Here is a 20,002-nt window from a genome sequence, read left to right on the forward strand (position 1 = left end):
GCCCCACTGCCAATCAACCGCTGTATTTCTGACGCAAACCTGCGGCGACTGGCCGTGCACGTCAAATAACCACGACTTTTCCAAATTCTGAAACTAATCCGGAAGGAGAACCTATGGATGTCGATCTATCAGAGACCCCCTTGAGTGCAGCGTTTCGAGCTGACCGTGAGCAACCGTCACTGACGCCGCTGATGCTTGATATCAGCGGCGAGCCCGAAACACCGGTGCCGACGGCAATGCCGGGTGAGCAATGCGCTTGCTGTGGGCTGTGGACCGAAAAGCTGTGGCAGGGGGCTCGATCAGGGTTCACCGCCTCCCATGCGGTTTGCACCTTGTGTTACCTGGCCGGGCATCTGGACAGCCCTACGGCGGCGCATGGGCTTCTGGCCTACCTGCCGGGCATGGCCATGACCGACGTGCATCACCTGCAGCGCCGTGCACTGATTGCCATTCTGGGCGGCACCCGCCCGCAGCGTGCCCAAGGCAAAAGGGTTTTGCTCTGGCTGGCTCGACATGGCCGGGAAGTGGAGCAGGCCTGGGGCACAGCGCGCGCAGGGGAGTTCGCACTGGCTCTGCAGCGCCTTGCCCCCCACAAGCGCTTGGCGCTGCAAACCCGCCTTGAGGGCTGCGCCCTGATTTTGCCCGCTGACATGTTTGCCGATCTGACGTTGTTGCTGCCCACCGGCAAAACCGTTGCGTCAGCGCTCACCTCCCGCAGTTGGGACACCTACACCCGGAGTGACTTTTATGCCGAGCCTGATCCGTTGGGTTGAAGACCTGATCACTGAAACTTCCCGGTTTGCCGTGTCACGGGACCTGCCCGACTATTGCGACCTGAACACGGTGCTGCGTCTGAAGGATGACGACCGCACCCGCCACCCAGCCCTCAACGCTCCCTATGTACTGGTCAACGACGATGGCGATTACTGCTCGGTGTATGCCGTTGCCGGCAGTTTTTGTGACACCGACGAAGCCGCACCTCTGGAGGCCCCTTATTCCTGGGCCGGCCGCCTGGAGCGCATGACGCACGCCCTGACAGCCCACTATCGCCGGCATGGGCACAAAATCAGCCTGGTGTTCGAAGATGACCAGGAGCGGGGCCGTGAGGAAGTCGAGCGCCTGCTGATCCCTCAATACGCCTCGGTCAAGCGCACGGGCATCGACCTGACGCCGATCCTGGACGAGAACGTGGAAAAGCTGGCCCCCTGGGTCTCGCGCGAACGCTGCTACCTGGTGTGTTACACCGGGCGCAAGGCGCTCTCGGCCCATGAGCTGGTCGATGAAAACCGCCATCTCAAGCAGATGATCGGCCAAAGCCCGGACGCACGGTTTGGGCAAAACCCTGTCTTGGCTGAAATGGCCGGCCTGAAAATTCGTCACGACGCCTTCATGAGCGCTGTTGAAGGTGCCTTCGGTGATGACGGCCAAGGCGTCTTGATGGAACTGCTCGATGCCCACGCGGTGGGCCAGGCGCTGCGCGCTCAAGTGGACCGGCTTGGGACCAGTGAGCATTGGTACCCGCTGCTCCCTGATGATCCGATCACCCCGCACGGTGTGCGTAACGGCGACGATCACACCCCTTTTCTGGCCCCTCAGCTCAATTTTCAGCTGATGAACCAGGACATGGAAACCAACGGCAACAAGCTGTGCGTCAACGGGATGTGGCATGGCAGCCTGTCGGTGGTTCTGGGGCCGCAGACGCCGCAGACCTTTGCCAAGCTCAAAGCGTTGGTCCCCCGAGGCGTACCCTGGCGGGTGCGCATGGACATCATGCCGGGTGGGATCAAGTCGTTAGGGGTGAAGAAAAACACGCTGAATTTCATTGCGTTTGTGCCGGCGCTTCGCCCTGTGTGGAATTCCATCGAAACGCTGATGGCCGTTGAGCAGCAGGAGCCGGTGTGCGTCATGACGATCATGGCGTCCACTTGGGGTGACAGTCAGGCTACGGTCACGCGCAACCTGACGCTGTTGACCCAGGCCTTTCAGGCTTGGGGAGTGTGCGAGGTGACGCAAACCTTCGGCAACCCGGTACGCGCATGGGCCTCGACCCTGGTGGCTTCCAGCAAGGGCAGTGGTCCGCACCTGTTGTATCCGCCGCTTTCCGAGGCGCTGAACCTGTTACCGCTGACCCGCCCGGCCTCGGCGTGGCAGGAAGACGGCAACGCCTTGTTCTCCACGCTCGATGGCAAGCTCTATCCGGTCGGTCTGGCCACCACCCAGCAGAACAAGCTCACCAGTGTGGTCTGCGGCTCTTCGGGCCTGGGCAAGTCGGTGCTGTTGAACAAGCTGGGCAATGTCATGGTGTCCAGCGCCCAGCAGCGATTACCGTTCATGGCAGGGGTGGACAAAGGCTTCTCGATGCAAGGTCAAGTCGCCTTGCTACGCGACAGTCTGCCGCCGGAGCGCAAGGACGAGGTCGTGGGGATCGTGCTGCAGAACAGTGCTCAGCATTGCCGGAACCTGTTCGATATCCAGCTGGGCGCACGCTCCCCCATCGCACCGGAGCGTAACTGGATCATCAGCATGCTCACGGCCATGTGCATCGATCCTTCCACCGGCAATCCGCCAAACGAGCGTGATACCCGGCAGATACTGGACCGCATCATCAGCATGGCCTACACCGCCAATGCCGACATCAGTCCCAGGCCCTGGGCGCATGGGGTCGTCCCCGAAGTGGACACCGCCTTGGATAAAAGCGGCTTGATCGAATGCTACCCGGCCCAGTGGTGGGACAGCAGCACCTGGTATGAGGTGCGCGATCTGCTGTTTGAAGCAGGCTTTGTCAACGAAGCGCAACGGGCCCAGTTTGAAGCAGTGCCGGAACTGGCCGACATGACCACCTTCTTGAACCATGAAGACGTTGAAAGCGCCTACGGTCGGGTGCAACGCGACGGCAGTCAGGAGCTGTTGCTGGAGTACCTGCAGCGCTGCATGACGGACGCCTGTAGAGCCTTCAAGATGCTGGCCGGACGTACACGGTTTTTGATCAATCCACGCACGCGGGTGATCGCCATCGACCTCAATAATGTCATGGGCGATGACTCCAATGCCGGCCACCTTAAAACCGGAATCATGTTCCTGTTTGCAGGCCAGGTGGCGGGGGGCGATTTTGTATTGCCTCAGTACAGGGATGAGCTGTTGCAGGCAGTACCTGCGCTTTACCACCCCTTGCATCTCGACCGCCTGGAGCAGCTGGATCAGGAGGTCAAATCCAAGATCTACGACGAGCTGCACAATGCGAAAAAGGTGCCCTTCATCTTTCCCATGCTGGAAACGCAAGACCGTGAGCAACGCAAGTTCGGTATACGCACGGTCTTGTCCTCGCAGTACGTGAGCGACTTCCCGGTGGCCATTCTGAATTCGGCCAACTCGCTGTACATGATGGAGTTAGACCCCAAGGATGAAGCACTCCTGAGTGAAACCTTCAAGGTGCCCAAGGTCACCCAGCAGCGCTTTCAGCGTTTAGGTTCAGGTCCTGCCGCGGATGGCAGCGGCGTACCGTTTTTGGGCGTGTTCCGGATCAAGAGCGGCGGCACCCTGGCGCGCATTCTGAAAAACGCCATGGGGCCCCTGGAACTATGGGCGCTGAACTCTTCACCGACCGACAGCGCCTTGCGCCGTCTGCTGTACGAAGCCGTCGGCGGTGCCACGGCTCGCGCCATCCTGGCCGAAGCCTTTCCCCAGGGCACGGCTGAAAAACTCATCGAGCTGCGCCAGAAGCAAGCCGGTGAAGCGGATTCCAACAACGTGATTCGCACGCTGGCCAACGAGTTGATCAAACGGCGCGGCTACAACATTTGAGGCAATGACCATGAAAAATCGTTATGCGTTAACAGCGCTGACCGTGGGGCTGCTCCAAGCCCAACAGGTACTGGCGTACGTCCAGCCGGTCGCAGTCGTCACCAGTACGCCTATCACCTTTGAGGTCGTGCCGGCCCTGAGCCTACTGCAAACCACCCTGGCGGAAATCCTGACCACTGAAACACAAATCGGCACGGCCATCGTGCAGGCCAGTGACAAGCAAGTCGCGGTTATTTCAGAAGCCGCACGAGCCCAGCGCGAGGCCGATATTTTCGGCCGTCAGACCGATCGTCTGGAGCGGGCCCGCGAACAGTATTCGGTCGCTGACAGCATCTGCAGCGAGTCGGCCTCTGGGGTCGCGGCCACGGTGGGCAAGGTGAGCCGTGCGCAAACGGCGGTGCTGGCCAGCGGGGCAGGCGTCGGCAGTGCCGTGGTGCAGAAGACCATTGCTTCCGAGCCGGTGGCCTCGCGTCAGGGCGGCTATCGCAGTGCCGCCATGCACGCGCAGTACTGCACACCAAGCGAAGCGGCCCAGTACGGCGGCACTGACCTGTGCCCGCAGGTCTCCAGCTTGCCTGGGGGAGACATCGAAATGCGCTCGTTGATCGACGGGGCCGGAGCCGTGGGCAAGGCCCCCGACCTGACCTTCAATCAGGATCAGGTCGATGCCGGCATGGCGTACATGAAGAACTCGGCCCGCCATGACGGGGGGCGGGCACCGGGCAAGGGCGATATCCAGTCGGCCACGGGACGTGAGTATCAGGGGCTGATGACCCAGTACAAGGCGATTCAGAGCGCCGCGACTCAACCTCAGTTGGACATCATCGCCGCCAGTCAAGCCAACCCGGCCACACAGGAGGCCTTGCAAGAAGCGCTACAGAACCCGTCAGCGGCGGAGTACTTCGCTTCAATGGGCAGTCAGCAAGCGCAACGCACCGGGGTGATGAGCGAACGCGAGTTCGAGGCTTTCGAGGTGGGCAGGCGCTATGCCAATACCGCCTATGAAACCGACCTTCAGGCCCTGAGCGGAGACAACCTGATGCGTGAAATGGTGCGCGTGCAGAGCTTGGGTAACTGGTTGCAGCTGGGCCTCAAAAACGACCAGCGTCAGGCCAACATCATTGCCGGCCAGCAACTGGCCCTGGCGGCAGACGCCAAATACGTTCCGCAGCTTCAGGAGCTGGGGGCCAAAATGAGCACGGGAGTTACGGCACATGGCAACTGATCCAGACGCAACAAAGCCGGTGGACGAACAATCGCCGCCGCACGACAAGCCGTCTGATACGCCATTACGGCGCGTCGGGCACGTGGGGCTGTCGATCCTCAACCCGTTCTCGGACCTGGCGGTGCTCTATCGCCGGGGCATGAAACCAGCGGTGCACAAGCTCAAACTACTCAAGTCGTTGCTCACCCCGCCGTCAGCAACGACTGAGGCAGATGCAGTCGGTGTCAGTTGGCGTGAGGCTGTCGCTCGTTCGGGAAGGTCCATCGAGCAGCTGCTGACCTCCTACAACCGCATCCGGACCGCCTGGTGGTGTTTGATGATGGTCAGCGCCTGCCTGAGTGTTCTGCTGCTTGCCATGCTGCTGTTGGCCAATTTCAGCCTGCCCTTGAGCACCTTTCTTCGGGCGACGGTAACGCTCCTGGTCCTCGTGGCCATCGCCAGTTTGGGCTTCGTTAAAACGCTGATCGCGACCTACCGACTGTGGCAACTGCAGAAAAGGCGCGTCAGCGTAGCGGAACGAGGGACCTTCAACGACTTTCTGGTCGAGACCCGGTGGCGCCAGTTGGTGCTGACTCGCGGCCACCTCCAGTAATACCGACCACTCATAGGGACAGATGCCATGAACCTCATTAAACGCTTCTGGTGGGTCGGTCTTCTGCTGGCCTTCTCCGTGCCGGTACTGGCCGATAACGTGGATTATCAGACGATCGCGGCAGCCTCCCAAAAGCCCAATGACCTCTCGCGCCAGGCGATGGTCATGATCATGGGCCAGGTCGCCGTCGATCCATTTGCACCCGCACAGCCAACCTTGATTGGCTCACTGTTCGCCATTATCAATGGCGTCCTGGCCGTGATGGCCCTGTTCTGGTTTCTGACCATCACCCTGAAAACCATCGTGAAGGCTGGGCATCAGGGACAGTTTTTCGCAGGCGGTCGATCTGCGCTGTACCCGATCATGACGTTTGCCGGTTTCATCATGATCTTGCCCACCCAATCAGGGTGGTCACTGGCCCAGCTCGTCATGGTATGGGCCTGCTCCACCATGGGGGTTGGCAGTGCCAATCTGCTGACTGATAAGGCCGTTGACATGATGGACAGCGGTTATTCGATGGTGACGCAGCCCACGGCCCCTTCCACCCGAAGCGCAGCGCGGGGTATCTTTGAGATGAATCTGTGCAAGTACGCGATCAACCGTGAGCTGGAGTCGCTGTATGCGTTTGGTGTGGCCAACACGCCATTGATCACCACCAAGGGTGGCGATGGCGCGTACGACACCGGCAACGGCAGTGCGGTGTGTGGCTCGGCCAAAACGCCCAATACAGGCCGTACCGGGACCTGGAACCTGCTGTTTGACAGTGAGGTGGACACCAACGGTGTGATCACCGCGCAGCATCAGGCGCTGGACACGATGCAAGGTACCCTGGATCAAGCGGCACAGGCCTTTGTCGCCACCTACCTGAGCAAGCGCGACCAGGATGTGGGCAGCTTTCAGGACGCCGAAACGCAGATCCAGAACGCAGCCGCCGCCTATGAGAACACGGTGAATCTGGCCCTCAACAAGATCGATTTCAAGGACACGCTGCAAAGCCAGCTGTCGAGTCAGATCAAAAGCAGTGGTTGGGTGGCCCTGGGCAGTTGGTACCACACGTTCGCGACGGCCAATAACAAGACCAACGACGTGGCCAGCGCAACGCCGGTGGTAACAGGGATGAGCAGCCTGGGCGAGCACGGCACCGGCGACTTGTATAACCAGGTGTTCGCAGCCTACAAATCGCAGGTGCAGAACAGTAATTACACCGCGCCGCTGGGGACACAGACGGCCAAGGATGATGGCGCGGCTGCAACGGCGGTTGAGCCTAGCGCTGTATTCGTCAGCATTTTCAATAAGCCGATGCAGAAAATTACAAACGCAATAGCAACCTCGACAACAGGGACTACAGCTAGCTTCTCCGATCAGGTGAATCCACTCATCAAAATGCAAACAATCGGTGATTACACGCTGGGAACTGTTGAAACCCTGATGGTGGCCTATGCAGGGACGTGGGCAGCTGCCTCATCGGCCAGTAATTCGCCGTTGGGCTGGGGGGCCAAGATATTTTCGGTGGATGTAGGGGCGGTGGTGAAGGATGTACTGGGCGCTTTGGCCCCGATGTTCTATTTCGTCATGTTCGCCCTGCTGGCGATCGGTTTTTCGCTGGCCGTATTTCTGCCCGCCGTGCCCTTTCTGTTCTGGATGGTGGGCATATTCAACTGGGTCGTCAGTGTGCTGGTGGGCTGTGCGGCAGGCTCAATGTGGGCTGCCACGCACTTGGGGGCCGAAGAGGACAAGGGAAGTCGCAGTACCTACGGTTATATCTTCCTGATCGACATGATGCTGCGGCCTTCGCTGATGGTCTTGGGATTTTTCTTTGCTTCGGTCGCGGTAGTGGCTGGGGGAACGATCCTGAATCTGTTATTCGCCTCGGCGCTGGCCAATGCCAATGCGGACTCGATCGTGGGACTGTTCAAGATGATCGGGTGGTTGATGCTCTATGCGCGCATTGCGACCTTTGGGGTAACTCGACTCTTTGGCCTGCAAGCGTCCCTGGCGGACTACGTGATCTCGTTCCTGGGTGGTCGTGAAGGAGCCAACCTGATGGGCGGCATGGTCGATAACATGAAAGGCATGTTTGGGGCGGCGGGTGGCGGCGCTCAGCGTGTTCCTGGGGTTAAAATGCAACCGAAGAACCCCGGTGGTAACGGTGGGGATGGAATTCAGTAAGGCTCTTTGCGTCTAACATTACAAATGTGCTTCTTGGAGTGTGAACTCATGGCTCAACGTCTTAGAACGGGTAGAGAAACATTGATCTGGCTGATCAAGCTGGCCTACATGCTTTTGGCTTTTCCATTCTTATTGTTCATAGGTGTGGTCACTTTTTTTATGGCACTTGGCTATAAAGGTGCCGAAAAAGTAGAAACAATTGAGTTTTCAATGCTTGTATGGGCTGCGATATTGATTCCCGTGGGAATATTCATTTATGGCGTACTGAGTCGCCGCCGTCTGCTCAAGCGAGTCACAGGGGCCATAAAATCGCCGCAGTTCTTCAACCCAGACCCTACCAATGAGATTTATCACGAGGGCGACGGCAAATACCTGGGCATCGACACGAAGAACGGTACCATTCTCTACGTGCACCGCATTCGTAAGGGGCAGGTAGATGTGGTGGCTTTGACCATGGACGACTGGACCAACCGCGAGGTCGAAGGCAAAGGCATCTTACGCCTCTATACCAAACACCCGGATCTTCCACGGATCGAAATCGGAACACCCTTGGCGCAGCTTTGGTACGACACCCTGGGGGCTATGGAGCACAAGCAGAAGCAGTACAGCACCCCGCAACCGTTCAACCGCTATGTGCACGACCATCTTGAAGCGCTAGAGCGTGATCTGAACGTGCAGATCCCACGCCTGGCGTGAAGCGTTAGCCCCTCCTCAGCTGTTCCCGACGCGCTTTACCTTTCTCTCACACCGCCCACTCCGGGCGGTGTGACTCTTTGTGGGACATCACAATGCAAAATAGACAATCCCAAGGTGCATGGGAGGGCGAGCAAGCGCAGATGTTATTGGCGCTTGGTGCTGCCATCCTGTTGTGCTGGCTGTTCTTCGACATCTTCGTGTACTGGACCACCTGGACGCTTTACTGGTTATGGAAAATGGTGGACTTCCCCTTCATCCATGTCTGGGCCGGTGGCAAGATCAACCTGTTGGCCGAGGTGGCCAACAACGCCAAGGACGTGACGTTCAGTGAATGGCTTGAGGTGATGAATCACACCAGTGGAGTGCTGCTGCTGTTTCTGACGCCGCTGGTGATCGTCAGCGGCATTGGCCTGGCTCAGCATCCGGTACTGCCCTTTCGCAGCAAGCGGTTGGTGAACATTCACACCCTGCCCGGGCTGTTGAGTCATTTCGCACCCTCGGTGATTCCGGTGTTGGCCGCGTCAAGTTCCGATGGCTTGATGAATGACACCTCCACCGGCAATGCCTGGGCTCTCAAGCCCGAGGAGTTTGCCGAACGTTACACCCTGGTGCAGCGCAAAGCGTTGGATCGGGAGGCCGCCCGTGCGGTGTTCGAAGAGCAGGTCGGCGATGTTCATGATGGCCTTCTGGGCTTGGCACCTTATGAGCGGGCCTTGCTGGCCGTATTCGGCCTGCAGGTCTTTCTCAATGACCGCAAGGCGGCGACCCGCCTGCTCGATGACCTGAACCGTTCCTGCATGGTCAAGGGATTGTTGCGGCGCAAGACCTACTCGTTGACGCCGCTCTACGGCTTGGCCGATGCGGGGTTTGAGCGCGTTGCCAAAGCACCGGGCGTCAGTGAGTGGCTGCAAAGCCATCGATCGATGCGCACAGCGCTGGTGGGCTTGTATGGCCGCGATCTGCGCTTGGCACCGGCGCGCTTTCGCTGGCTCAAAGGGGTCAACCGCACCTTGTGGTATGCCCTGCACAGTGCCGACACGGCCAAGGTGTTTGTGGAAGGCGCGGGTGTTCAGGCCCAGGCGCGGGCAGAAGTCCATGCCCATAAGCTGGGACTGCCACGTCCAGGATTGATGGTGACCCAGGCCATTGACGGCTTGCAGGCCGAGTTGGAGAGCATCGGGCTGGTCTTTGCGCGACATGTCGTCACGGCCAGGCGTCGGGAGGCCTCTGACCTTCCTGTCATGACAGCGGTGTATGCCGTGCAGCCACCTGTGGTTGATGAGCTTAGTGAGTAGGAGGTTGGTATGACACGGCCATGCGGCTAGCCAAACGTTCCAGGCGTTTGTCTAACGTCCAAAGCGCTGCGCCGCTCAATAAAGCGGAGGCCAGAAGCGTCATATCCACCAGCCCACAGCCCAAACCAAAGAGTTTGTGGGTGTTCAGAAAGGCGACGACTTCACTCACCGTGGGTTGTTGGGCTCCTCGCAGGTCGCCAAGGTCAGTCAAGGTGTTTGAGCGATCAGGCGGCGTACCGCATGCCAGTTCTCCGATCACCATGGGGTGTATGAGTACCCTGTCCTGGCTGAGCAAGCTCACCAGTTCCGGACTGTTGTGACGAAAGTGTTCAACCCAAACGGAGGTGTCTACCAGAACGCCTTTCACTGTGCCTTCTCGCGTCGGCGAGCGATGTCGTCCATCGCGGGCATGGCGGTGCCTAAAGCGATCAATCGTTTGGCCGCTTGAATGCGCACAAACGTCTGAACCGCTTCACGGAACAGGTCTGCTTTATCCATAGCTGGATCGGCAACTTCCAGAGCGCGTTGGTACAACGCATCGTCGATGGTGACGGTCGTTCTCATGATGACTCCTTGCTTCAAAGTTGATGTAACTCTACATCAACTGTGATTCAAAAAAGCACTATTAATTCTTTACTTTAAAAGAGGAAACCCCATGGCCTCGGCACCTTTGCGCGCCCCGTTTTCGGTGAATATCCAAGGCAATCAGTTGGTTGTCTTTCAGGCTGCAGGCACTGTGACACGCACGATCTGCACCCTGGACCTTCGCCATCAGCACTCGTTTTATCTGAGCAATGACGGCGTGGTCTGCCGCGATGTTCAGGGGTTTGAGTTCTCACTTGAAACCCATGACAGCGACGAGACCCATGACCTACTGACCGCGTTGTCGCACGCTTTGCTGCGCCATGAACGACGCAAGACCCTGCGGCGTCTGATGGGCGTGTTCGTGCTGCTGGTTGTGCTTTGCCTCGCGGCCCCATGGCTTTACCGAACGCTTGAGTGGCCTGTTGCAATGCCGGCGGCGCAGGTGATCACCCCCTCAGCCCCGAGCGCTCCCAGGCAGGACCTGGCCAAGCGCAGCGCGCCGGCGCCGATCGCTTCTGAGCTACGCCAGTCCGCTGCAGACGTGGCACCCGACGATGGCTGGACATTGCCCAAGGAGGTTCGGGCCACACTCCCTCAGAAGCTGCACAACGCCGCCGAGCGCAAGTTGTTCACGGTGGAGTACTCCAGTGGCCATGCGCGGACGTTGTATGTCTTCTCCGACCCCGGTTGTCCGAACTGCCAGCGTCTGGAGTCGTCCCTCAACACACTCTCAGACGCCTTCAACGTGGTGGTGTTTCCAGTGCCGGTGATTGGTAAGGAGAAGTCGATCGCCGCCATTACGCCGGTGCTGTGCCTGCCGCCTGAGCAGCGCAAAGCCGCGTGGGATGGCCTGTTCGATCCGGTGCCTGAGGGCGTGAAGCTCGGAAAAGCCCAAGAAAAGCAGGAGAAGCAGGCGTCGGCAGGGGTGGATTCGAACACGGCGAAACAACCGGACTGTGACGTGGCGGTCAAGGCCCTGGGCATCAACCAGGCGGCCTATCAGGCCTATCGCATACCGGGCACGCCTTGGGTGATCAGCGACGATGGGCGCTATGTGCCGCAGACGCTGCTGCGTGATCCGATCAGGCTTAAAGCCTTCCTCGATGAGCAACCTGCCCACCTGGTTCAGGAGGTGTCCAATGCGCCCCAATGACTATGCCGTCGAGCGCACGCGCCTGAATCGGCGGGTTTACCACTCGGCACTGGCTGAGTGGTTGATGGGCCCCGGCAGTCTGACGCTGGGCTTGGCCGGGTCGGTGGTGGGAGGCGTCCTGTACCCGGTCAGCCTGTGGCTCAGTCTGCCGGCCTTGCTGGTCTGGGCCCCGGTCATGCTGCTTGAACCCTGGCAGATGCCCATGCGCATGCCGATGGACATGGACAGACTCGACCCTTCGACGCAACGTCAGGAGCCCAGAAAGCTGCTGGGGTTCTTGCCGATTACGGCCATGCGCACGGTGATGCTCAAGGCCGCTGGCATCCTGTACATGGGGTATCTGCGCGGTCGTGACGCAGGGCGTGAACTGTGGCTGTCCATGGATGACATGACCCGTCATATCCTGATGTTCGGTACGACAGGTGCCGGCAAAACCGAAGCCCTGCTGGGGTATGTGCTAGGCCAGCTCGGTTATGGAAAGGGCCTGATCTATTCGGACGGCAAGGCTCAAAATGATGTGGCCGCTGCCATTGTGTCCCTGGCCCGGCGCTTTGGCCGTGAAGACGACGTTCGGATGATGAACTTCATCACCGGGGGCCGCTCCAGGGCGCAGGAACTGCTGGAGGACAACAAAAGCCGAGGGCAGACCAACACCATCAACGCATTTGGCATTGCTCAGGAAACCTACATCATCAACCTGATGGACTCGATGCTGCCCCCTGCGGGCAACGATGCGGGTTGGCAAGAAAAAGCCCGCGCCATGATTCAGGCTTTGGTGTTTTCCCTGGTGTACAAGTGCCGACGTGAAGGCACGGTCATGTCCCAACGCACGATCCAGGCGCATTTGCCGCTGCGGGCCATTGCCAAGCTCTACATCCAGTCGGTGGAGCAGCAATGGCACGAGGATGCCCAACTGCCCCTGAAAAACTACCTGGGCACCCTGTCTGGTTTTGACCTGGCCAAGGTGGATTCGCCGGAAGAATGGGCGACCACCGCGTTGGATCAGCATGGTTTTCTGATCCAGCAATTCACCCGCATGCTGGCCTTGTTCAATGACACCTATGGCCATGTGTTTGCCCGTGATGCCGGTGACATCGATCTCAAGGATGTGGTGCATAACGATCGCATCCTGGTGGTCTTGATTCCGGCACTGGAGATTTCTTCGAGCGAGGCGGCGACCCTGGGGCGTTTGTACGTGTCCCAGCTGGCCATGATCCTGAGTCAGGACCTGGGTGAAAAACTGGAGGGCAAACCCGAAGACATTCTGGTGATCCGCAAGTACAAGGATCGCTTCCCGTTCTTGTGGATCTGCGACGAGGTCGGGGCGTACTACACCGAAAAACTGGGCGAGCTGGCCACACAGGTACGCTCCCTGGGGTTTTGCCTGCTCCTGGCCAGCCAGGAGGCGCAGCGCCTCAAGTCGGCAGCCGGCGACAAGGTGTGGACGCTGATCGGGAACATGGGTGTGCGGATCACCGGGAAAATCATGGACCCCAAGGACACCCTGGAAATACTGCAGCTGATGGCCGGTACCGAGTACTTGCCGGAAATGAGCGGCATGGTGCGCCAGGCGGGCATGATGGGCGGTAGCTGGGAGGAGTCTGACACCCTGAGTCTCAAAGAGCAGAAGAAGGTCAGTGTCGAAGAAGTCCAGCAGTTGCAGGAAGGTGAAAACATCACCCTGTTCAAGGGCGAAGTGATCCGTGGCAGCTCCTTGTACATTCACGATGCTGACAAGCTGTCCAAGGAAGCGATCCAGATCAATCGCTTCATCGAGGTCGCCCCGCCAGGGTTGGACACTTTGTTGGCCGGAGCGCCCGCGCACATACGGCGCAGCTATCCGCGAGCGGACCGCGTGCAGCAGATCCTCTATCACCTGGCGATGAAGCCTGGCCGATCGGACCTTGAAAACCTGGTGCTGACAGATCCGACGTTGGTCGTTTTGAACGAGCTGGGTGAAGAGTGGCGGCAGATCTGGCGTCGCCGTCCTGGAGCGGCGGTGCGTAGCACCCTGTTATGGCACACGGCGTTGCAGCACATGCCCAAGCGCGGAAGTGGCTATGTGGCGCAATCGTCCACAGCGCTGGAGCTGGCCGTGGGCAGCAAGCGGTTGCAGGCCTACCAGGCGCAGCACATCGATCCGGCCAGAGCGCCGAAGGTGCAGGGCAAGGCGGCCCCTGGCCCGAGAGCCACACTGCCCGCTCCCCCTCGTCACGACCAGCCACCGCCCTATTTCGACGACGGGTCTTATTCGCCGGCGCCGTTCGACTGGGATTGACAGACCGCACGGGTAGGCGTGCAGCCGATGAAGGGAAGAGCCAGGCCATCGCCGCCTCCAGGTCCGGAGGTGGCACCTACGAAATCTACTGCCTAACCCTGCGCAGCGCCGAGTCCGGCGCGCCAGCGTAGGGTTCTGTTCGCATGCGTAGAAAGGAGCTGTAAATGAGTAACCGCAGAATACAAAAGCTGCACGCGCAGCACGTGCTTGAAACCATTGCCCTCGGCATTGCACAGCCCATAGCGCTGCCTCGCGAGACGATAGAGGAAACGCTTCGCGAAGCCATCATGGATGGACGGCTTGAACCGGGTGAACGGCTTGCGCAGCAAGCCATTGCCAATGCCTTCCAGGTCAGCCGCATGCCGGTGCGTGAAGCGCTGCGCTCGTTGGAGACCCAGGGTTACATCGCCGCGCAGTACCACAAAGGCTACTTGGTCACGAACGGCAATGAGCCGCCCCAGTACGGTCACCTGCCGGGCTTGCTGAGGTGCGTTGCAGAAGCCCACAAGAGGCTGGCCGACCTTGAATCGAAAGTGGCCTTTGAAAACGAAATCCTGCGCGTCCTGGGGCAGCTGCGCCCTGCCCCGTGCTGACAAGTGTCCTAGCTCTTTGAAAGCAACGGATTTTGTAGGGCAAAAAGCGAGGTCCCCATGTTACTATCCGGCACAGTTTTATTTGCAGGAAAGCGACGATGTAGATTCATGAATCGCAGAAACCAAAAAGCCCCGCTTGCCGGCGGGGCTTTTTGGACAATCCTGAACAGGCCGTTTACTCGCGGATCACCTGTTCAACACACATAACGTGAGCTGATTATGGCGTTCACTGCGGCTTTGTGCAAGCCGTCAAAAGTGAAGCCTTCAGTTCACCGCTGAACGGTGGACTTATGGAAAAGATTCTTCAGCGGCTGCGCGTCCTCGATGACAGCACCCTGCCCCCCCAGTTGACCCCTTGCGTCACACCCTTTCACGCCGTTGGCCAACCTGCTGGCCAAGGCGGTGAAGCATGAGCCACGACAACGCGATCAGTCTTGCCCCCGCGACCTCACCCACGGCCAACGCCGATCCGCTGGCCACCAGCACATATCTTCCGCCGGCGCGTTTTTTCGAAGACGGCACCGCGCTCAATCGGTTATTGCTGGAAGCGCCGTATATGGCGCGGTGCAGCGATGACAAAACCGCGACCCGCGTTCGTCCTCGTGAATACGCGCTGCGTTATCCCTATATGCAGGTCAATCGCCCCGGCATGGTGTCCTGGCTGGTGTTCGACCTGGACCATGCCAACGCCCTGGCTTGGGACGATGCAGGTTTGCCCGCGCCGAACCTGATGGTGCGTAACCGCAAAAGCGGCCATTCCCAGTTGTTTTATGCCGTGCCGTCCGTGTGCACCACTGAGAACGCACGGGCCAAGCCGATTCAGTACATGAAAGCGATCTATGCCGCGTTTGCCGCTCGCCTCGACGCGGACGTGGACTACCACGGTGGCCCTGTGGCCAAAACACCCGGTCACCCCTGGTGGGAGACGACTGAATTCCACAGCCACGTCTATGAACTGGGCGAACTGGCGAGCGCGGTAGAGCTGACCGTCAAACCCTGGGCCACAGGTCCCAAGCTTGACCAGGTCAGCCATTCGCGTCACTGCATCCTGTTCGAGCAGCTGCGCTACTTTGCGTACAGCATTGTCAATCGCGAGCGCGAGCTGGGCTCGTTTGAGTCGTTCATGCGCTCGCTCGATGCGTATGCGTACAACCACAACAGCTTTCTCAAACAGGGGTTTTCGGAAAACCTGCCGCTGTCCTCGATACGCGCCACGGTCAAATCCGTAGGTCGCTGGACATGGGATCGGTACACCGGTGATCGTCGTTGCCATCGAGGCGCAATGCAGCTCGATGGCAGCTTGTCGCTCACCGAGCGGCAGAGCCTGGCGGCCAAGAGGACCCATGAACTGCGGCACAAAGCCACCGAATCGAAGATCCGCGCTGCGTGCAGGCAGTTACAGGCCCAAGGCAAGACGTTGGCACGTTCTGCCATCGCCACGCTCGCCGGCGTTTCTGCGAGCACGGTGGCTAGGTACGCCCACATCCTGACGGAGGTGATCACGCCTGCGACTGTCAGTGTGCTCAAGGCAAGCACTGTCCCAGCTGCAAGCAAACGCGACCAAGCGCGACCAAGCGCGACCTATCAATGCCGAATCAGACCTGAAAAAGCAGGGCCTAACAAACCCTGATCCAGGTGTGTCACATGGTGTACATCAGATATCTGCGGTCCCGCAGGGGCCGCAGGGGCCGCAAGCTGGAGAGCTCTTAAAACAGAAACATGACTATTGTTCATGATGGGGAGTGGGCGTATGAGGTAGTTAATGTGAGCTCTTGGGCAGAACCAGGTTTGGTTCGCATGTCTCTATCTCTTGCATCTATGCGGTTGTTGCTGGAGGTCGTTGCTCTTGCCGACACCAGGCCTACGGCTTACTCTGCAATCCAAACGAATCTGATCGGGCAGGAACACCATCATGGCTTTGACTAAAGACCAATTGGTCGCGGGTATCGCAGACGCTATCGACGCGTCAAACACCACCGCTAGTAAGGCTCTTGAGCAATTGGGACAGGTCGTTGCCGACCAACTGGGAAATGGTGCAGAAATCATTCTACCGGGCATCGGCAAACTGAAAGTGGCAGAACGCCCAGCACGCACTGTCCGCCACCCTTCGACGGGCGTTGTCATCGAAATCGCGGCCAAGAAAGTCGTCAAGTTCGTCCCGGCCAAAGCGCTGAACGACGCGATCAACAACGGGACGTCTCAGAAGACGAAAAATCAAACACGTTAATGGGGTGTACGCCGAAACCGCCTGAATTTCCGTCATGGTTGGGAATCCAGTACTGGTGGGCGTTGACGGCAAACAGTTGTTTTCCGGCAGCGACACCGCCAAGCCGAAAACGGCTTGATTGAGCGCCTAAATATGTACGGAAAACCGTATCGGATAGCAAAAGCAACCGGGAACTATTTTGGTGATGCTTTCTGACGGAATTTTCTGGGATTCCGGCGTACACCGCCTTGCCTTATAGGACCCAATAAATGCCTGAATCAGTTGATGATCGAGCACCAGCTTTAGACCTTGGACTGTCCGAAAAAATGTCCAGGGCAGCCCAAGAGCTGGTGCGTAACAAGTTCCATCTCGATTTACTTGCGTCTGAGAGAAATGCAAAGATGCTTGTCGGTGAACTTCATGGCGGCGCCTATGGCCCGCATGAAGGCCCGTGCTTTCTCGCCATGGTAGTGCCATTTTATAGAGCCGGTGATCGTATAGAGAAATATGTGTTTGCTGTAGTACCCACTGCGCACACCCTAGGCTGTAGCTGGAAGTGGCGCCACCGACATCTTGATCAAGACGAGGTGAACCGCAGGGTGGAGGAACTCAGCAGCACAGAGGCTTTACTGGCCGAAAAGCTCAACCCGGCCACGTACACATGGATCAAGGCGCTGGGGCTTTTCGCACCGGGCGAAGGAAAGAATCGCGTAGATTTCTTTCGGGAAGAGGGGATCGACAACATACCAGCCAAGGTTTTTGAGCGTGACTACCCGACGTCCTATCGTATCGAATTGTATAGGGTGAGGAAAGAAGGTTTTGACGAAACATGGGCTGTCCTCGACCGCCGTTGGGTACAAAAGGTGGCCTACCCGACTTGGGCAGTCCCTTTACTCAACGCATATGGGGTTGCCCTTGAACAACGTTGGCCATCTGTCTACCCAGCTCCAGAGAAGGTGCAGCTCTCCTTCTTCGAGCGTCCAGGCAATACATCGCCGAATGGCTGCCCTGACTTGATCGGAAAAGCCCCGACTATCGATATGGACACGCTAAAAGCACGAGCCGAGTACCAACAGGAGGAAATGCCCTGCACAGCGTTTGATATGAAGTACACCAAAATCAACCCGCTCATTTTGAAGCTTGGCGGCATGGGCGTAGTCGTTGGCATTGTTTCGTTGGGCGTCTCCCCTGATACTTGGGTTGAATACAAAGTTGCCGCTGGAATGCTATTCGGCTGCTCGATGATGGCGATGATCATGCCGTTCACCGTCCCATTTATCACGACACAGCGCCGTAACGTCGAGAGGCAACTACCGCTCGCCCTTGAGCGTGCGCCCAAATACCAAGCCCGGTTGGGTAAGCGCTTCTTAGGCTAGGGTCTGTTCCCGTTTCGACCACTTGATCCATACTAAAACAGGCCCGTATTGTTGGAGTTCTCACACACCAATACGAGCCTGTAATGCCCGGATTAATGCTCAGTGATGAGCACTGGCTGTTGCTGCTGACGCAGAATTGACCCAGTTGCCGAAATTTTGCTGACCCAAGTTTCTACTTAGTAAAGCGTTAGCAGGTCTGACTTTGGGCTGAATAATTACGTTGCGCTGGTAGCACAACGGTCTTAAGTCGGTTCACGGTTCCGTTGATCCCCGGACCCCTATACCGCCTGCAGAGGCTGAGGCAAACTTCCACCAGTAACATGCAGGTCAGGCCATAGCGGCCTGACTTAAACGAAACGGCCTCCACAAAACCCGGGGCGATTCAAGCGTCGTGATCGAGAAAACGGCACGCGAGCTGGCGGGTACTGCGTGCCTGGAGCTGGATGAAGTGGAACCGCCACGCCAGGAGATTTGCTGCAGCAGAATGTTTGGTAAGCGGCTGACCGAGCTGGGGCCGATCAAAGAGGCCGTGGCCACCTATATGATGCGTGCCTCAGAGAAATTACGCGCTCAGGGATCGGTGTGCAAAAAGATCCGGGTGAGCATCCGCACCGGCATGTTCAATCCTGACGAAGCCAAGTATGCGAACGGTGCTCTGGTCCAGCTGCCCTACCCCACCAACGATGTCAGGCTGATGACCCAGTTCGCTACAGAGGCGGTTTCGCGAATATTTCGCCCAGGCTTCAGGTACAGCAAAGCCGAAGTGCTGCTGATGGATATCTGCCAGCCAGGCGAATTTACCGACGACCTATTCACGATCCATCAGCCGGCGAGTTCGGATCGGCTGATGGCCGCTTTGGATTCAATCAACGGCAAGTGGGGACGTGGAACGCTGCGTACAGGATCAGTACCAGTCGTTCCGGATTGGGGCATGCGCCGTGAGCAGATGAGCCAGAGCTACACGACGCGGCTCAATCAGCTGTGGGTTGTAAAGGCTAAGTGATGGTAAGTGGAGACCAAGGGGGTTGGGTGGGCACTGGGCTTAAGTGCACTTTCTGTTCCATTGCTCCCCAAACCCCCAGTTCTAGCTCCCCACCCATAACTGAAGTTTCGGTGGTTCCGGCGTACGTTCCCTTTAACGTCTAAAAAAATCCGGAATATCCGCAAGAAATTCTAAGATAAGCCCCCAAAAACGAAAATAGCCAAGCCCGAAGATCAGCACAAAGCCAAAAAAATGGAAAAATCCACTGCCCCAAAATGACATAGCATGTTCACCAGAGCGTATCGATATAAGACTTGCTTCAGTCGCCCATTGTTCTAATGCTCCACCCAACCCTAACCAAATCACAGCAATTGCTAAAGGTAATATATTGAAAAATATAGAACTATCTCTATATATTCGGCTGTAATACCAAGAAAAATGCAACAAGGATAAACTTATAAGTACAGTCAATAAAAGAGACCAAGCTGCAAAAAAGTCAAGACCGATAAAGCTTGAAAGATCAAATGCCAAGAACCCGGATGTAACTACCGAGAAACCGAACACAATAGCAAAAAGAACCAGCCTTTCTTTTGAAAAAAAATCTGTTTCCATAGATACACCTCACTTAATGGACGTTATGGCTAAATCCAGCGCTGGAGCTTCACTATTATTCCTTCGCTGAATTCGTCGAGCTCGGTGGCAAAGCTACCATAACGCCTTCGAAATTACGTGTACCTCAGAGCATTTCGTGGGGGCGCGACTGAGGGCGAAATGACACCCTAAGCCGTTTCGCGATGTCTGCGCACGAAGTCACTTCGTGAGAGCTGGTCACGAGGCGTCACATACAGTTCCCACAGTTCTGGCGCAGGAATAATTACGTTGCCTTGGTAGCACAACGGTCTTAAGTGGGTTCACGGTTCCATTGATCCCCGGACCCCATTGATGATTTCAGCCTGAGACTTCTCCGCAACGGGATGCGCAACCTGCACCTGGGCTTTAAGATTTTATGCATGATGCGCCAGCCTAGTGCTATCTATAATATCCCTATTAG

General features: G+C 57.9%; 15 protein-coding genes and 2 pseudogenes. 14 read left to right on the top strand and 3 right to left on the bottom strand.

The genetic code is table 11. The features are described 5' to 3' along the window. Positions 1–113: 113 nt before the first annotated feature. From ALO80_RS00780 to ALO80_RS00810, 7 genes are all read left to right on the top strand, one after another. The gene (locus ALO80_RS00780) at positions 114–773 is read left to right on the top strand and encodes a hypothetical protein (RefSeq protein ID WP_055007573.1); all 660 of its coding nucleotides are present in this window, start codon (positions 114–116) and stop codon (positions 771–773) included. Continuing rightward, positions 748–3,801 (top strand): conjugal transfer protein, encoded by a 3,054-nt coding sequence (locus ALO80_RS00785; RefSeq protein ID WP_055007574.1) that lies wholly within the window; start codon positions 748–750, stop codon positions 3,799–3,801. Before ALO80_RS00780 ends, ALO80_RS00785 begins: the two co-directional genes overlap by 26 nt. A gap of 10 nt (positions 3,802–3,811) precedes the next feature. Beyond that, complete coding sequence (traW, locus tag ALO80_RS00790; RefSeq protein WP_055007588.1) at positions 3,812–5,026, top strand: conjugal transfer protein TraW; 1,215 nt, start codon at positions 3,812–3,814, stop codon at positions 5,024–5,026. Beyond that, positions 5,016–5,618, top strand: a complete 603-nt coding sequence (gene traX, locus ALO80_RS00795) for a conjugal transfer protein TraX (protein WP_055007575.1) — start codon at positions 5,016–5,018, stop codon at positions 5,616–5,618. The genes traW and traX overlap by 11 nt, the downstream gene beginning before the upstream one ends. Positions 5,619–5,645: 27 nt before the next feature. Continuing rightward, entirely contained in the window at positions 5,646–7,787 is a 2,142-nt protein-coding gene (locus tag ALO80_RS00800) for a DotA/TraY family protein (protein ID WP_055007576.1), read from the top strand. 48 nt (positions 7,788–7,835) lie between these two features. Then, positions 7,836–8,483, top strand: a complete 648-nt coding sequence (excA, locus tag ALO80_RS00805; RefSeq protein WP_055007589.1) for a plasmid IncI1-type surface exclusion protein ExcA — start codon at positions 7,836–7,838, stop codon at positions 8,481–8,483. 92 nt (positions 8,484–8,575) lie between these two features. Beyond that, positions 8,576–9,778, top strand: coding sequence for a secretion/conjugation apparatus DotM-related subunit (locus ALO80_RS00810; protein ID WP_055007577.1), 1,203 nt, complete (start codon positions 8,576–8,578; stop codon positions 9,776–9,778). On the opposite strand, the gene ALO80_RS00815 is transcribed toward ALO80_RS00810, so the two are convergent. Together ALO80_RS00815 and ALO80_RS00820 are read right to left on the bottom strand one after the other, a co-directional pair. Then, a complete protein-coding gene (locus tag ALO80_RS00815) occupies positions 9,768–10,145 on the bottom strand; it encodes a type II toxin-antitoxin system VapC family toxin (protein WP_055007578.1) in 378 nt (125 codons plus the stop codon). The two genes, ALO80_RS00810 and ALO80_RS00815, sit on opposite strands and share 11 nt — an antisense overlap. Further along, positions 10,142–10,342 (bottom strand): type II toxin-antitoxin system VapB family antitoxin, encoded by a 201-nt coding sequence (locus ALO80_RS00820; RefSeq protein WP_055007579.1) that lies wholly within the window; start codon positions 10,340–10,342, stop codon positions 10,142–10,144. Before ALO80_RS00820 ends, ALO80_RS00815 begins: the two co-directional genes overlap by 4 nt. Before the next feature lie 91 nt (positions 10,343–10,433). Here ALO80_RS00820 and ALO80_RS00825 point away from each other — a divergent pair, with 91 nt between their 5' ends. The 7 genes and pseudogenes from ALO80_RS00825 to ALO80_RS00855 all read left to right on the top strand — a co-directional run. After that, entirely contained in the window at positions 10,434–11,516 is a 1,083-nt protein-coding gene (locus tag ALO80_RS00825; RefSeq protein ID WP_055007580.1) for a thioredoxin fold domain-containing protein, read from the top strand. After that, positions 11,503–13,794, top strand: a complete 2,292-nt coding sequence (gene trbC, locus ALO80_RS00830; RefSeq protein ID WP_055007581.1) for an F-type conjugative transfer protein TrbC — start codon at positions 11,503–11,505, stop codon at positions 13,792–13,794. The genes ALO80_RS00825 and trbC overlap by 14 nt, the downstream gene beginning before the upstream one ends. 164 nt (positions 13,795–13,958) lie before the next feature. Then, the gene (locus ALO80_RS00835) at positions 13,959–14,387 is read left to right on the top strand and encodes a GntR family transcriptional regulator (RefSeq protein ID WP_055007582.1); all 429 of its coding nucleotides are present in this window, start codon (positions 13,959–13,961) and stop codon (positions 14,385–14,387) included. 409 nt (positions 14,388–14,796) lie between these two features. After that, positions 14,797–16,123 (top strand): annotated as a pseudogene (locus ALO80_RS00840) (replication initiation protein). A gap of 176 nt (positions 16,124–16,299) precedes the next feature. Further along, complete coding sequence (locus ALO80_RS00845; RefSeq protein WP_055007583.1) at positions 16,300–16,614, top strand: HU family DNA-binding protein; 315 nt, start codon at positions 16,300–16,302, stop codon at positions 16,612–16,614. 248 nt (positions 16,615–16,862) lie between these two features. Beyond that, positions 16,863–17,969, top strand: coding sequence for a hypothetical protein (locus ALO80_RS31825; protein WP_235812432.1), 1,107 nt, complete (start codon positions 16,863–16,865; stop codon positions 17,967–17,969). A gap of 385 nt (positions 17,970–18,354) precedes the next feature. Then, positions 18,355–18,972 (top strand): annotated as a pseudogene (locus tag ALO80_RS00855) (DUF4113 domain-containing protein); the annotation flags it as partial. A 132-nt stretch (positions 18,973–19,104) separates the two neighbouring features. On the opposite strand, the gene ALO80_RS30360 reads toward ALO80_RS00855, so the two are convergent. Continuing rightward, positions 19,105–19,563 carry a hypothetical protein gene (locus ALO80_RS30360; RefSeq protein ID WP_144434190.1) on the bottom strand — a complete coding sequence of 153 codons (459 nt, stop codon included), beginning with the start codon at positions 19,561–19,563 and terminating at the stop codon, positions 19,105–19,107. Positions 19,564–20,002: the final 439 nt, after the last annotated feature.

Origin of the sequence: Pseudomonas caricapapayae (assembly GCF_001400735.1) — a bacterium.
GTDB lineage: Bacteria > Pseudomonadota > Gammaproteobacteria > Pseudomonadales > Pseudomonadaceae > Aquipseudomonas > Aquipseudomonas caricapapayae.

What these genes read in the sequence shown, in the direction of transcription:
- ALO80_RS00810 (WP_055007577.1), top strand. Translation starts at nt 8,576, where the DNA reads ATGCAAAATAGACAATCCCAAGGTGCATGGGAGGGCGAGCAAGCGCAG.
- trbC (WP_055007581.1), top strand. Translation starts at nt 11,503, where the DNA reads ATGCGCCCCAATGACTATGCCGTCGAGCGCACGCGCCTGAATCGGCGG.
- ALO80_RS00835 (WP_055007582.1), top strand. Translation starts at nt 13,959, where the DNA reads ATGAGTAACCGCAGAATACAAAAGCTGCACGCGCAGCACGTGCTTGAA.
- ALO80_RS30360 (WP_144434190.1), bottom strand. Translation starts at nt 19,563, where the DNA reads ATGGAAACAGATTTTTTTTCAAAAGAAAGGCTGGTTCTTTTTGCTATT.
- ALO80_RS31825 (WP_235812432.1), top strand. Translation starts at nt 16,863, where the DNA reads ATGCCTGAATCAGTTGATGATCGAGCACCAGCTTTAGACCTTGGACTG.
- ALO80_RS00800 (WP_055007576.1), top strand. Translation starts at nt 5,646, where the DNA reads ATGAACCTCATTAAACGCTTCTGGTGGGTCGGTCTTCTGCTGGCCTTC.
- ALO80_RS00785 (WP_055007574.1), top strand. Translation starts at nt 748, where the DNA reads ATGCCGAGCCTGATCCGTTGGGTTGAAGACCTGATCACTGAAACTTCC.
- excA (WP_055007589.1), top strand. Translation starts at nt 7,836, where the DNA reads ATGGCTCAACGTCTTAGAACGGGTAGAGAAACATTGATCTGGCTGATC.
- traW (WP_055007588.1), top strand. Translation starts at nt 3,812, where the DNA reads ATGAAAAATCGTTATGCGTTAACAGCGCTGACCGTGGGGCTGCTCCAA.
- ALO80_RS00845 (WP_055007583.1), top strand. Translation starts at nt 16,300, where the DNA reads ATGGCTTTGACTAAAGACCAATTGGTCGCGGGTATCGCAGACGCTATC.
- ALO80_RS00820 (WP_055007579.1), bottom strand. Translation starts at nt 10,342, where the DNA reads ATGAGAACGACCGTCACCATCGACGATGCGTTGTACCAACGCGCTCTG.
- traX (WP_055007575.1), top strand. Translation starts at nt 5,016, where the DNA reads ATGGCAACTGATCCAGACGCAACAAAGCCGGTGGACGAACAATCGCCG.
- ALO80_RS00780 (WP_055007573.1), top strand. Translation starts at nt 114, where the DNA reads ATGGATGTCGATCTATCAGAGACCCCCTTGAGTGCAGCGTTTCGAGCT.
- ALO80_RS00825 (WP_055007580.1), top strand. Translation starts at nt 10,434, where the DNA reads ATGGCCTCGGCACCTTTGCGCGCCCCGTTTTCGGTGAATATCCAAGGC.